Source organism: Collimonas humicola (assembly GCF_018304945.1).
Lineage (GTDB): Bacteria > Pseudomonadota > Gammaproteobacteria > Burkholderiales > Burkholderiaceae_D > Collimonas > Collimonas humicola.
In genome coordinates this window covers 1,552,157-1,565,724 of sequence record NZ_JAGQEE010000001.1, presented here as the reverse complement: position 1 = coordinate 1,565,724, position 13,568 = coordinate 1,552,157, and the positions used below count along the sequence as shown (strand labels likewise).

The 13,568-nt window shown below is 52.2% G+C and carries 14 protein-coding genes; 5 read left to right on the top strand and 9 right to left on the bottom strand.

Translation table 11 applies throughout. From position 1 onward, the window contains the following. Window positions 1-16 precede the first annotated feature (16 nt). Window positions 17-226 carry an Arm DNA-binding domain-containing protein gene (locus KHU30_RS07010; protein WP_211442253.1) on the top strand — a complete coding sequence of 70 codons (210 nt, stop codon included), beginning with the start codon at window positions 17-19 and terminating at the stop codon, window positions 224-226. Here the strand turns inward: KHU30_RS07010 and KHU30_RS07005 are convergent. The 3 genes from KHU30_RS07005 to KHU30_RS06995 form a co-directional block, all read right to left on the bottom strand. Continuing rightward, a complete protein-coding gene (locus tag KHU30_RS07005; protein WP_211441840.1) occupies window positions 139-639 on the bottom strand; it encodes a hypothetical protein in 501 nt (166 codons plus the stop codon). The genes KHU30_RS07010 and KHU30_RS07005 overlap by 88 nt on opposite strands. Next, a complete protein-coding gene (locus KHU30_RS07000) occupies window positions 636-995 on the bottom strand; it encodes a phage tail length tape measure family protein (protein ID WP_329956656.1) in 360 nt (119 codons plus the stop codon). The genes KHU30_RS07005 and KHU30_RS07000 overlap by 4 nt, the downstream gene beginning before the upstream one ends. Before the next feature lie 113 nt (window positions 996-1,108). After that, window positions 1,109-1,558 carry a terminase TerL endonuclease subunit gene (locus KHU30_RS06995; protein ID WP_211441839.1) on the bottom strand — a complete coding sequence of 150 codons (450 nt, stop codon included), beginning with the start codon at window positions 1,556-1,558 and terminating at the stop codon, window positions 1,109-1,111. Window positions 1,559-1,581: 23 nt separating this feature from the next. Between KHU30_RS06995 and KHU30_RS06990 the strand changes: the two genes are divergently transcribed. From KHU30_RS06990 to KHU30_RS06980, 3 genes are read left to right on the top strand one after another with little or no spacing between them, the layout of a single operon-like run. After that, the gene (locus KHU30_RS06990; protein ID WP_211441838.1) at window positions 1,582-1,749 is read left to right on the top strand and encodes a hypothetical protein; all 168 of its coding nucleotides are present in this window, start codon (window positions 1,582-1,584) and stop codon (window positions 1,747-1,749) included. Further along, a complete protein-coding gene (locus KHU30_RS06985) occupies window positions 1,739-2,116 on the top strand; it encodes a glycoside hydrolase family 19 protein (protein WP_211441837.1) in 378 nt (125 codons plus the stop codon). The genes KHU30_RS06990 and KHU30_RS06985 overlap by 11 nt, the downstream gene beginning before the upstream one ends. Further along, entirely contained in the window at window positions 2,113-2,655 is a 543-nt protein-coding gene (locus tag KHU30_RS06980; protein ID WP_211441836.1) for a hypothetical protein, read from the top strand. The genes KHU30_RS06985 and KHU30_RS06980 overlap by 4 nt, the downstream gene beginning before the upstream one ends. 48 nt (window positions 2,656-2,703) lie before the next feature. Here the strand turns inward: KHU30_RS06980 and KHU30_RS06975 are convergent, their stop codons facing one another. The 4 genes from KHU30_RS06975 to KHU30_RS06960 form a co-directional block, all read right to left on the bottom strand. Further along, window positions 2,704-3,210, bottom strand: coding sequence for a HEAT repeat domain-containing protein (locus KHU30_RS06975; RefSeq protein ID WP_211441835.1), 507 nt, complete (start codon window positions 3,208-3,210; stop codon window positions 2,704-2,706). A 136-nt stretch (window positions 3,211-3,346) separates the two neighbouring features. Continuing rightward, on the bottom strand, window positions 3,347-3,745 hold the full coding sequence (locus KHU30_RS06970; protein WP_211441834.1) for a hypothetical protein: 399 nt from the start codon (window positions 3,743-3,745) through the stop codon (window positions 3,347-3,349). Window positions 3,746-3,780: 35 nt separating this feature from the next. Further along, window positions 3,781-6,246: an RHS repeat-associated core domain-containing protein gene (locus KHU30_RS25120; protein WP_230427212.1), complete on the bottom strand. Its 2,466-nt coding sequence runs from the start codon at window positions 6,244-6,246 to the stop codon at window positions 3,781-3,783. Continuing rightward, window positions 6,243-8,945, bottom strand: a complete 2,703-nt coding sequence (locus tag KHU30_RS06960) for a DUF6531 domain-containing protein (protein ID WP_211441833.1) — start codon at window positions 8,943-8,945, stop codon at window positions 6,243-6,245. The genes KHU30_RS25120 and KHU30_RS06960 overlap by 4 nt, the downstream gene beginning before the upstream one ends. A gap of 1,818 nt (window positions 8,946-10,763) precedes the next feature. Between KHU30_RS06960 and KHU30_RS06955 the strand changes: the two genes are divergently transcribed. Further along, window positions 10,764-11,153 carry an ankyrin repeat domain-containing protein gene (locus KHU30_RS06955; RefSeq protein WP_211441832.1) on the top strand — a complete coding sequence of 130 codons (390 nt, stop codon included), beginning with the start codon at window positions 10,764-10,766 and terminating at the stop codon, window positions 11,151-11,153. 104 nt (window positions 11,154-11,257) lie between these two features. Here the strand turns inward: KHU30_RS06955 and KHU30_RS06950 are convergent, their stop codons facing one another. Together KHU30_RS06950 and KHU30_RS06945 are read right to left on the bottom strand one after the other, a co-directional pair. Next, window positions 11,258-12,034, bottom strand: a complete 777-nt coding sequence (locus KHU30_RS06950) for a class I SAM-dependent methyltransferase (RefSeq protein WP_211441831.1) — start codon at window positions 12,032-12,034, stop codon at window positions 11,258-11,260. A 411-nt stretch (window positions 12,035-12,445) separates the two neighbouring features. Continuing rightward, a complete protein-coding gene (locus tag KHU30_RS06945; protein ID WP_211441830.1) occupies window positions 12,446-13,180 on the bottom strand; it encodes a hypothetical protein in 735 nt (244 codons plus the stop codon). Between the last annotated feature and the right edge of the window lie 388 nt (window positions 13,181-13,568).

The following is a 13,568-nucleotide window of genomic DNA, read 5'->3' as shown; positions in this document are numbered from 1 at the left end:
TGGATACCACACCACCATGCCGTTAACAGCAAAACAGGTTTCTGCAGCACAACCAAAAGATAAGCCTTACAAGCTGACCGATGCAAATCGGCTCTATCTCTATGTAGCCGTTTCAGGCACGAAGTCGTGGCGTTGCAATTATCTTGACGGCGGCAAGGACAAAACAAAAACGTTTGGCCAGTATCCTGCGATGTCGCTTGCTGATGCGCGCATGCCCAATGCCTGATTTTCTTTGGTCTTGGCGTGCTCCTTCAGAATCAGGTCGTTGATGCGGCTGAGCTCCTTCTGATCGGCGTCAACGGCGGCCTGTACCTGCTCGATCAGCTGTTTGTTGGCCCCGCCATTGGTCGCTTTGAGATTTTCCAGACGAGTTGTGCTGCCTAGGTAGCGCTTTTGCGCCGCTTCCATCTGACTGGCATAGGTGCTCGGACCAATGGCACGCCCGAGCAGCTGATCGACCTCGATAATGATGTTTTTCCAGCCCTGCCAGATCGTCATCACCAGACCGATGTCCTTGCCGGCATCCGACGTCATGCGCTGATGGGAATCGTGCAAGGCATCGATCACGACCTTGGCCGCGCCGGCCTTGTCGCCGGTGTCCGCATACTGGACCGCCAGCTGGTACTGCGCGGCGCTCATGAAATGGTGTCGTTTCTGGTATTTCTCCGCCCAGGCCGCGGCGTCGTCCGCCAGCGCGCAAGATCGGCCGTCACGTCCGCAATGCTCCTGCCGGTGTCCTTGGCCATCTCCAGCGCCACCTGACCGAAGCTGCCCAGCTGGTCGCCGCTGATGCGACCGGTATTGACCAGGCTGACCAAGGCTTCATTGGCCTCGCCAATGAAGCGCGAGCTGCCGGCCAGCTGGGTGGCCATGCTGGCGATTTGGTCCGCGGTGAGTCCCGAAAAGCTGCCGGAGGCCGCAATCGATCTATTTACCTCCTCCAGGCGCTGATGGCTGGCATACCCGTCGTCCGGTAAAGGAGCCGCCGCCCAGATAGGCGGACCAGAAGTCCGTATCCGTCAGGGCAATAGGCACACCCAGCCACTTCAGGACGCTCGATTTGACGCGCCCCGCCGGCTTCGTTTTAGTTTGACTCATTGATTTCCTATTAGGCGATGAGGATGTCGCTGATCCAGTCGTCGCTTTGATCGGGTTCGGCCAGCATTGCGCGACCGACTGCCGTAATCGCGGCGACAACACCGTCGATCTTGTTTTCCTGCTTTTCCTTGCGGGGATAGACGTTATCTTTCGCGTCCAGCTTCGCCACCACGTTCGACATCATCCACGTCAGCACCGGGTTTCCATCGTGATGCAACCGGCCCGCCTTGACGGCGCTCTCCAGCTCCTTCATCGGCAGCGACATGTTTTGCACGGTCTGCCGGAATTCAACAGCTTCCGCGCCTTCCTTCATGAGCTCCTGCGCCAGCTGCGCGGCGCGCCATGGGTCAAATACCACCTCCTGCGGCGCATACACGTCCATGTCCGCCAGCACCAGATCGCGCACAATCGCAAAATCGATTTCGGCACCCTCATGCTGATCAAGGAAGCCCCCGATCAAGCGCCGTTACCTGGGAGCGAGCAATGATCCAGCAAATTAACACGGCGGCCAATCTCGTGTTGGTGGCCTTTTGCTTGTGGGCAGTATTGAACAAGCGCCTCGAAACCCATGTGTTCGGGACTTTCGCGTTGTCGCTGGTGGCGATCACCTCGTTTGTGAACATCATGCGGCCAGACGCCTTTGGTTTCTGAGCGCCTCGGCAATGCTGTGTATGGAGGACGGCTGGGCAACGGGGCAGAGGCCACTGGCGACGGGTATTTGTTCCGCGGGCGCGGGCTGATCCAAATTACCGGCCGGACCAACTACACGGCACTGATGATGGCGCTCGGCGTCGATTGTGTCGAGCATCCCGAGCTGATTGCGCGACCGTCCGGTGCCTGTCGGTCCGCCGGCTGGTTCTGGCAAAGCAATAACCTGAACAGGCGGGCGGATGTTGGAGATTTGGACGGTGTCTGCGATGTGATCAATTTCGGGCGGAAGACGCCGACCGTCGGCGATGCGAATGGTTATGCGGATCGCCTTGCGCTGTATGAGAACTCAAGGAGGGTGCTGCTATGACGCTGATATTGGCTGGAGTGTGGCGAGCGGTACGGTCTGGTCCAACGTGGTTGTGGGGACTGCTATTGGGACTTCTTTTTGCGGCGGCGCTGGTCTTTGTTGGGGACCAACACGGCGCCGGCCGCATACGCTCCGAGTGGGGCGCGGAAACAGAGCGGAGAAACGAAGCTGATCGGGAAGTCGCGCGCGCCAACAGGGCGATTGCAGCGAAAACAGAGATTATTTATCGCGATCGCATCCAAAAGATCTATATCAAGGGAGATGAAATTGAAAAGCAAGTACCGATCTACATTACGGAAGTTGACAGTAGTCGCTTCGCTGTCAATGCTGGCTTCGTGCGCCTGTATGACGCCGCCTGGTCAGGGGAGTCTGCCGGACCTGCCGCCGAGTCTGACCGAGAGCCCGCCGGAATTTCGCTTGCTGAGGTTGCTGCAGTCGAAGCCGGCAACGCGACCAGTTGCCGTGCTTGGCGTGAAATAGCAGTCGGTTTGCGTGAGTATTATGCACATCTTCAGGTGATCACCAATATGTCCGAATAATTTTGTTCGTACCGATATAATTTAAAATGTGGGAAATGCTCTCACAGTTCAATTTGATTTCACTGGGGTGACCATAAGATCAAGTAGGTAGTGCAATGTACCGGGTTTCAGATTCTGAATCCGTTCCAAAGCAGGGACAATGGCATCCGAGGAATATAAACCTGTTCCAAACGCATCTTTCGGACTATTGGAAAAATTCTGCGCTTCCTTTAAAGCGCGCTCCAATGCCGGTACTGCCCGCACTGCGTTCGGGCCAATATTCCCAAGAGTTACTGCGGCGTACAACCTGATGACATCCTCCCTGTCAGAAAGCAAGGTCGCTATTTTATCGATTAATTCATTACTAATGTCCGATTTATCAGCTTGCTTGATTAAGTCCGGCAATTGTCTAGCGAATGCTGCTCGATCAGAGTCAGGAAGCTCAGATGTGGTCTTTGCTATTAACCCCTCGATCTTGATCACGGTGGTCATGGAGTCCTGTTGTCCTTTAACTTTATTGTCATTTTGTGCAAATGCTATTCCTAATGTGAGTGACAATAACAGAATAGTGGTCAACCCGATCCGAAACGTCCGTTTCATTTTTTTCTAGACTCAATTTTTTCTTCGGCGTCGACACTTGCGTAAATTTAGACGCTCATTCGGCACGGTACCACAGCACCTTACTTAGTTTTGATAACTACAAGTTATCATTTTATTTAACAACGAATTCAATCGAACCAGTCGAACCTAATCCAGATCCCATTGCTAAGTATGGCGTTCCTGAGACTAATTGTTTTGCCTTCACCGTTTCCGAGAAGCCATGTGGCGTCTCGCCATATTTGAATTTACTAACCTCTAATGCACTTCCAGGTTTAAGTTCAAAAGCCCATAGAGGATTTTTGTAATCCCATTTGCCCCGTATTTTTTCAACGACACTGAAGTTGTTAAGCTCAACGGTACTGTTGATTTTCGTCAAAAAATTCTTTTTTTCCAATTTGAAGTACAGATGTTCAAGAGTGACATCTTCAACGACAATAGCAAATCTGGACGAAAAGCCAGTTATAAAACAGAAAACTAAAAGCAGGGCTACTATTCGAGTAAATCTACTCATTGGCAAATCTCCATCACAAAAATTAGTCATAACTGTTACGGGCAGTCTTTCTGACCCAGTCCTTTGGGATTCAGCATCTTTTTAAAATCGTCAATACTTGGCAAATTTTGTTGCAAGGCTCGATAGTAGTCAGCAAGAATTGCCGCTTGTTGCTCGTATCCATAGTCGCCAAATGATTTATTCGAATCAAGGCTATATTTGTATGTATCGCTCTTCAGCCCTTCCGCTGCGGCTTTTATCCAGCTGTAGTTTGGATCGTTTTGACCTTGGTAAATATGTCCAAATTCATGAACAAGCCACATCTGATTTGATAAATCAGTCGTTGAAAAATCTGATTGATAACCTGACGACGGGAAATGGATAGTATTTTCTAGCGTGACTGCATTGCCTGTCGCAATTGGCCCCCAGGCACGGGGATCAAAACCACCCCCTGATTGAATATCAACCTTCCCAAAATCTACTGTGTCATTAAATATAGGAGTGAGCATTGTAATTTCGCCGGAAGTAGGCGGCCGCAATCCATTTGGATCAACGATGTTTACCGGATTCCCCCTAACATAGTTGTACGTTGAAGTCTGCCCACCACGTATTCCAATCGGATCACTTTCTATGTAGCGTCCCGTGCTCGGATCGTAATCGCGATGGTAGTTGTAGAAATTGTTGGTTTCCTTGTCGTACAACTGCCCCGGGAAGCGTTGATTGTACGTGAATGCTCCCAGGCTGCTCGGGTTCTCGTTCGGCGGTTGAAGTCCAAACGGATCGGTATTGTCCCAACGCCACACCATTTGATTGTCGCTCGCCTGTGTGATCACCCGTGGCGTGTTGATGTGGTCCGCATAGACGTAATAAACGTTGGTCGTTGTGGCCTGACTTGATCCTGTACCTGCAACTGTTTGTTTCAGCACCACTACCGGCAAGTCGCCCAGATACACCGTCTCTTCAATGGCTTGCTGATTGGCGTCGTATTCGCCAATCAAATGCCCTTGTTCGTCATACACATAGCTGTTGCTGCCGGTAGCAATGATGCTGGTTGGTCCTTGCTTTTGCACCCGCTGGTCAATACCGTTGTGGATGTAGGTGACGGTGTTTCCAGCGTTCGTCGCACTGACCATTCTTCCACGGTCGCTATAGGTATAGCTGGTGGTGCCGTCACTGGTCAAATTTCCGACTGCGTCGTAGGTATTGCTCTTCGCCGGTGTCGGTCCGGTCGTGGCCGTCAACTGATTGCTATTGGTCGCAATCGTATTGGTGTAGCTACCGCTACCGAAGGTGGCCTGGGTGCGGTTGCCATTCTGGTCGTACTGGAAGCTCTGGGTATTGGTACTGCTGCTGGCGACGCTGTTGAGCCGGTCCAGATTGTCGTAGCCATAGCTTTGATTGAAGTTGGCTGGGGCGCTGTTGCCAGTACCTGTGCCGCTGTGGCTGGTGGCTGTAATACGGCTGGCAGCATCGTAGCTGATGGTCCGGTTGGTGCCGTTGCTCAAGGCATTACCGAGCGGGTAGCTGGTGACACGGCCATCCAGATCTATCCCCCTGGCGTAGGTGTTGGTACTAGTACTGCTGCTATTGCCCCAGGTCCAGGCATTCACAGGACCAAAGGCTTGGTAGCCGATACCGGTGAGTAAGGGGATGGTGCTGCCGGTATTGGTGCCGCCGCCAGTAGTATTGGTCGGGTTCAGGGTCAGGCTGTTGATCCGTCCTGCAGCGTCATAGCCGTAGTTGATCCGGTTGCCGCTTGGGTAAGTCGTGCTGACTAATTTACCGGTGGTGTTGCCGCTGCTGCCATAGGCATAGCTGACAGTGGCGCTTTGCGCACCCGCACCACTGCCAATGATTTGGGTTTTGCTTTGCAAACGCCCTAAGGGGCCGTAACTATACGTGGTCTGACCAGAGCCATCAGTGATTTTAGTCAAGCGTCCATTGGCATTCGGCGCGCCGGTGGTGCCGCCGTCGTATTCGAACTGGGTGGCGGTGCCGCTGGCGTAACCGATCTGCGTCAGTCGATTCAAGGCGTCGTAGCTGTACGTGGTGGTCTTGCCTCTGGCGTCCGTCCGGGTGGCCAGATTGCCGGCAGCATCATACGTTTTACTCGTACTGCCGGTATCCGGGCTCGTGAGCGCGCTCTGGTTGCCCAGGCCGTCCACGGCATAGCTGGTCACCAGATTTCTGGGATCGGTGACCGTACTAAGTTGATTCTGGCCGTCGTAGCGCAAACTGACCGTCGGACTGGCGCCGCCGGTGGCCGGGACCGGCTGTACTTGCTGTACCAGGCGACCAAGCCCGTCGTAGCTTTGGGTGGTGACGTGACCTAAGGGATCCGTGATCTTGGTCCGATTACCCATCGCGTCGTATTCATAGCTGGTGGTAGTGTTTTGGGACGTTTGAGCGACTGCCCGTGTGCCGGTAACACTACCCAGCAGCGGGCTATAGGCCAAAGTGAACAGCACCGCACTGAGCAGGGGCTTGATGCCGGGTTGTTGGGAGATGAAACGTCCACTCATTGCACCGCTCCCGTGATTTGCTGTACCTGATTTAATGGGTCCACTGCACGAGTGGTCTGACGTGCCAAAACGCCACTTGGGTCGTTCACCTGTACACTGATGCGATTGCCCATGCTGTCGAGGGTATAGGCGATGCTGTTGCCGAGACTGTCGGCAATACGCGTCAAACGATGCGCGCCATCGTAGGTATAGGCAACCGTGGAGGCATCGGGCAATGTGATCAGCGTCAATTGACCAGCTCCGTCATAGCCGTAAGTAGTCGTCTCTGCCAGGCCGCCGCCGCTGACGCTGCGACTGGTCAGCCAGCCGCGCTGATTGTAGAGCAATGTCGTGGTGACGCCGTTCTGATCCACGATCGTACCGGCATGTCCCAACGCATCATAATTTGAAAGCGTCGTTACTTTTCCTAATGCATTGGTGATGGTCGCCACATGCCCCTTGGCGTCATAGGTGAAACTGGTCTTGTCAACGACGTCGGTACGTGGACCGGTGACAGTCAACTTCTGTCCCCACTGATCGTAGGTGTAAGTCCATATCCGTGCAATGCCGGCGGTCTGCGCAGAGAACGCCAGGCTGCCGTTCTGATCCGTGGTGGCGATCACCGATGCTGTCAGCAAATTGCCTGTCGTCGAACTGTAAGTCAATGTCGTCAACCGTAACGGCTCCGCAATTTGCACAGGCAAGCGATAGGTCGAATCCCATTTGGTCGAGATGGTTCTTGCTTGCGGCGTGCCGGAGGCTTCGGTGCGGCTGGTTTCCAGGTTGCGCGTTGTGTCGTAGGTATAGCTGGTCACGTTGCCGTTGAAATCGGTGCGGCTAGTGACATTGCCGTTCGCATCGTAGGTTTTATGAGCGATTCGGCCATCCGAACAAGTATTGCAGGCATCCGATAGGCCAGTGTTCTTGGATGCGCCAAGGATGGAAGTCGGACTGAATATGCGGCTCTTGTTAAGGCTATCTGTGATGGTGCGGGTGCCATCAGCATTGTAGGTAATGAATACCTTTTCAGTGCCGTTGGTATGCTCTGCCGACACGGCTCGGCCTTGACTGTCGTAATGCCAGCTTGCATAGACGTTATTGTTCTCGTCCAGGATGCTGGTCAAGACTTGGGGTAGGTCGGCGCCGCCAGTGTTGCTGGGTTCGTTGTAATTGTATTTTTTGGTTTTTCCATCCTGGTACGTGACTTGCGTCAAGCGATTGATGTCATCGTAAGCATAGACAATCTGCTGTCCCGCTGGATCGGTCACGCTGCTCAAGCGGCCCGTTGCCGGGTCGTAATTGAACGTCAAGGTATTGCCAAACTGGTCCTGAACGCTCGACAACAGCGTAGTGTTCGGGTCGTAGGTCAGCGTATGAGTCATGCCGGCGCGGCTGCGGATGGACAAGAGTTTGCCGCTATCGTCATACGATTCGATGTCGCCGTCCTGCGTAGTGTATTTGACGTTGGTGATCTTCCCCTGGATTGTGTCGGTAGTCAGACGACCGTTGACATCGCCGTCGCTGGTCCAGATGCTGCCATTTTGCTTGAAAGCATAGAGTTTGCCGTCTGGCCGATATACCAGGGCGACATAGGGCGGAACAATTTGAATAATGCCGGCGCTCGCCACATAGTTGTACCGCCAGTTCAAGCCAAATTCACCGTACTTCGCAGCGCGGCTGTTATAGAAGCGTTCCAGTTTGATGGGGAACAGCCCCGTTCCTTGGTAATCTACTTCGGTCTGGTAGTGGTTTCCTGATGCATAATTAATTGGATCAGCAATGGATGTGCAGGAATGGCCGTCGTCTTTTTGGCCATTGTTACCGATGATGAGATCGGTATATTCCAGCGCGATCTTCTCTTTATCAACCAAAGGCGGATCTTCCGAGCCAGTGACAGTAGATTCAGTCAGAAAATCGGCCTTGGCAAGCCCCAAATTTCGAGCGAACCAAAGTTCGTCCGTGTGTTTCGTGATCAGTTGAGCACCGCTGTTATCTGGCACCGTTATCGTGGCCGTTCGCTCCATATGCACATGCAGCGCATCGCTGAAAGTACCTAAAGGTACGGTGATGCTTTCGATGCCCACAATCGTGGCCGTGTACTCGATCAACGTGGAAGTGACGGAAGAATCAGGGGCCACGCAATTCACAGTGGTGCTGGTGGAGGCAGTTTGACCGGCGGTTGCATCGGGCGGTAGAAGCGTCAGCGCGTTAGAAAAAGGGGGAGGGGGACAGGTGCCGCCCCAGTTAATCGGAATCTGATCCGTATTCGCATAATGAACTTGCGTGCCATTGGCGACGGACTGTGAAGCATAGGCCCAATACCCGTCCCGCATCCACAGAAACTCGGTTGTTGGGACACCATGATAGACCGGCCCCGGCTGAGAGTGAACGACCGCAACCTTACCTGGAGCCTTGGAGCTGCTGTATAGCCAATAATGATTTGGTGAAATTGGGAAATAAGGATTCGTGCTGGAAGCATGGGACGGTATGGATACGGTCGCCAGGGCAATGAGCCGACAGACCAGGAGAAGTCTCCGTATCACGATAGGACGCGCGTGAGATTTGTGGAATACATCGTATCGCGAATCGGCAAACGCGCCAGGATGACTAAAAGGTCTAACTGAAACGAATAGCCGGTATGCCACGTGCGACAAGACCGCGCCAAAATTCTTCGGGCGCAAATTGAACACTCTTCCCCCTGTATTGGTTGGCTTTGCCAACAATGATTTTTATGGCTCTGCTTGAGCTGGCGACGATTATCGTTTTCTAACAACGGCTAAGAATTAATAGATACAATAAATTACTTTTCGGAAACAATAGTTGACATTGAGAAATGTGTCAATGGGGCAAGTAGTTTGCTGCAGATGAAAAAATTGTCGCAGCGAGGTCATTTGGCATATTTATAAGGGTTGAGGCAACCTGAGGGGTGTTGGAGGTGGTGAGAATCTAATCAGTGGCTACGCGTACTGTTGGGGGGATTTTTCTGCCACATTCCCTGCACTGGAGGAGAATAGGGGGCTGTATGCATATACAGCCCTCCTTATTTCATGCGGGTTTCAAGGTGGTCATAGTTCGAATACCCCACTCGAAATCAAGCGTACGTTAAATCGTACCGTGGGTTCGAATCCCACCCTCTCCGCCAGTACACGTAGTATCCATGCGGGTTCCAGAGCATGGCAAGAAATCAAAGCCACCCTAGCCGGTGGCTTTTTTCTTTTGTGGGGGGATTTTCTTGCCATCATGTTGATTTCCGGCGAATCTTCCCGACGGCAACTGTCAGCGTATCGATCGCCAGATGGCTATATCGCCGAGTGCTGCGCGGGTCTTTGTGACCCAGTACTCGGCCGACCGTAAATAGGTCCACACCGGCATTGATCAGCTCGCGCTCCACATGAGCGCCAGTCTTCAATTGCGGCAGTCGCTCTAGGATGTAGACGTTGACGGCATCCTTGATGGAACATTCAACGTGTTCGATTGCGGTTCCTGCCGTATAGAGTCCGGCTGTTTCTTGCCGGTCGAAAGCATTCGCTTAGGGCTGGGTCCAAGTTTTCGGAAGGTATTTTCGAGCGCGGACCCGCCGGCCGTCAATAACACGGTTGAATTCAAAGCGGTAGCAACCTCGCGTTTTGTCGCGGTATATCGGCTTGATTGCAGATAATCCTGAGCGTCGGTTTGGTTGAAGACGATGCGTTTACCGATCCTGACGCATGGAGTCGGGCCGCCAGGGCTGCCAGCCCATAGACCTAGCGAACTGGATACTCCCAATATCTTCGCGGCTTCTACGGCTGTTATTTGATCGATCATTGCTTCATCTCGTCGATACATTTAAATTCCACCACCCATACCTAAGTCATCAAACGGATCAGTTCTTGGGAGGTTGCAGTGGGCGTATTTTTCGTTGATGGCAAGGTTGAGTTCATGCGGCGGACCCGCTCCAACCTTCGACAGTAGAGTGATGATGCTGACCATCCAGTTAGTCGATGCCTACGACAAGGCTGCCGATTCACGGATTGTTATGCAGGAGCTCAGAATCTTTTATCCACGGGAGATTGCATGAAGCGGTCAGTTGGCCATTTCGAGCGAGACGAAAGATGCGCGGCTTTAGATGGAATCGACATTGCCCTACTAGATTGGGCCGATTGGATACAGTACGACAAATGTCCTGCAGGTTATCCAAGCAGAGCTGCCGGGATGGCCGCTCCCAGTTGGATAAAAGACAGCGAGGAGCTGCATGAGGCGAACGACGAACTTCGCGCCGAAGCCACGAATGCGGCAATTGATAGTCTTGGGGACGTGAGTCTAGGGGCTAGGGGCTAATCTATTAGCTGTTGTCTGCATTCGCCAATACCGGTCCTTCGCGCCTAACGCCAATTTAATATTATGTAAACCATTTTATGGTCAAGGTATGTCATTCAAATTTATCCAATGGCAGTGTGAAATGACAAGGGTTTTATGTCGGCTCAGAAGGCAAGAGACACGCGGAGGTTAATGATACGAACAGTAAAAGCATAGAACATTGAAGAAGGAGCTTGAGAAATGTGAAAAATCATGCAAACGATAACCTCGAAAATATCCTAAGAAAGTATGCTGCACTAGGCATGTTTGAGGATTGCTCGATAACTTCGCCAACTAGTCCTGGACCGGATGGTGACACCCCTTTTCACATCGCTGCTTATGACGGGGATATCGATGTGGTAAAAATCATGCTTCCATTTGTGAGTGACATGAATTTAAAAGGGGACATCGGAAATACGCCGCTACACTATGCGATATCCGGTCGGCAACTGCCGATGGTTGAAATGTTGATCTGTAGTGGCGCTAATTTAAGTCAGGGAAATGATTATGGTGTTACACCATTCAGCTATATGGAGGGGGATGAACTGTTTTCGCTGATTCTCGGGGAGCGTCAACACCCTGGGGCGACTTAGGGCGAAAAGCGGTAGCCGAATATTCAGCACAAAAACAAAGCCAACTCATCGGCGGGCATAAAAAAAGTCCCCCGAAGGTGGCTACTTAGATTTCATTGACAACGTTACGGTAATACTGGCGGTGTAGCCTCAACATAAATGACCATCGCTCTATGGGACTTCCGAAATATTTTCTGCAATATGTGCAGCGGAAACATCGTCCACCGATTCAGTATTAACCAAAATATACGGGGGAATTTTGTCTTCATCGGCACATCGCGAATTCCAGATTTTTTAGTCCGTTCAAGCATGCTTAACTCAAGTTTGAGGGCCTCACTGCGATGCACCAAAAAATTTGACAGCGGGAAAAGAATATTTGAGAGAGGGAAAGTCAGGCCGGCTGTGTGTTTGACATCCCACCCAGCCGAGCTAAGAAGACTTCTAGCTGAATCGGCCGTGTACCGGCGATAATGACCAGCAATTTCGTCCTCAATTCCCCAGTGTTTCGGAGAACCAGGAACAATAGAAATCATTTGTCCGCCATATTTCAAACACTGGCGAGCTCGATCTATAAACTGACGCTCCCCCCGCTCGTCAAAGTGTTCCATGACCATACATGAAATGACCAGATCGCATAACTCTTTCTGATCAGCTTTGAGCCAGTCCTGATTTTTTGCCTTGTATCGCCCAGAAGCGATCTCGCCGGAAAACCTACGTTCAATTTTTGCGACCGTTAATGGCTCCAGGTCATAGGCAGTGCCTTGCCATCCCATAGAGAGAAGAAGCGAGGAAATATTGCCGGCGCCTGGACCAATCTCAATAAATCGACCTGGCCGAATCTTGGCCAAACGCTCACGAAGATACATAAGTTGAAGAATCGTACCTGGGGGCAGAATTGCCATCGATTTAGCCTCATGGTATTTTTAAGCGTTCTCGCCTCGGATCGGTGGTAACTCCACTGAATAAGACACGGAACATCCTAGAACGAGTATCCGAAGCCATTGTAGTTGAAAGTAGCAGTTCCTGCGGTTGCGTAGTATACGGTTTGCGGGGTGAGCACTGGAACGTCGCGAAATGGGCAACCCATTGTTACGCGTTCGTTGCCAATCCCTGAAATGCTGTGTGACGCGGTCGCAGTGGATGCAAGCAAGGTTATTAGATTGCCAGTGACAGTAGGTGTAGCTCCTCCTGAGCAAAATAACTTAGCATTCAGTGGGACTGCGCCAGCAATAGACAGCAGCGTTAGGCCGGCATTCCCCGGTCCAGTATACAAATTCCTAAAGGGTGTAAAAATGCTCCGATCCGATTGGGAGCTAATATCCAAAAGACTTGCCTCCGTTGTCGGCCACACGGAAGATAGTAGGCGCCACTGCAATGGTAGCGTTGGTTGCCAAAATGCTTGTCGCACCCGTACTCGGCTTATAGATCGCATATAGCGCGACATATCTGCTGACCGGAGCGGCGCCAGTGTCCGTCCCGCCGGCGCCGGTGATTGCCAGATTAATCGTCTGGCTGTAACTCGGAAGCAGATACTCCAAACCGTTGAGCGCAGTTCCGACGACGACCTGGTCAGCCGTGAACGTCGCACTTGCCGACGCGGCAGTCACCGACATTTTGGCATTGCGCATCGACCCGACAAGGCCGGTCAGCTGGCCGAATTGGATGGCATGGCCGGATTGCAAACCAGGGGCAATTTGCTGAGCACCACCTGTGCACTCCATAACGATCCAGGCACCATTGCCAGAATTGACGGTCGATGTAACGACGTACATCAGGCATGCCACGCCCTTGACGATCAATTCACCACCCTGAAGCGGCTGGAGTCCGAGACCGAGAATAGGTTTCGTGCCAAGGCCATCGACGTTTAGCGTAGATGCACCGGTATTTGCATTGACAATACCGACGTCGATGATCAGCCCGGAGACGCTCGGATAGGCCGAAAATGCAGATAAGTTTACTACAACATACGCATTGGCTGCGCCTGTATCGGTCAGGACAGGATTTTGTCGCGCCGAAACTGCAACGGCTGTTGCGAGGTTCGCAATCAATGTCGCGGTCGTGCCATCGTCAATTGCCGACTGGCCAGATTGGTTGACGATGAACTGGGCCAGAACGGCACCTATGATGGATGACTGGCGCCATGTCTTGTTCAGTTGCGCCTGATTTTAATGGATATATTGATTCCGCCCTCTCCGCCAGTACACGTAGTATCCATGCGGGTTTCAGAGCATGGGCAAGAAATCAAAGCCACCCTAATCGGTGGCTTTTTCTTTTGTGGGGGATTTTCTTGCCATCATGTTGATTTCCGGTGAATCTTCCCGACGGCAACTGTCAGCGTATCGATCGCCAGATGCTCTATCGCTGAATGCTGCGCGGGTCTTTGTGACCCAGTAGCATCTGCGCATGGCTAGCGTATTCCTGTCGTACATTTTTGAC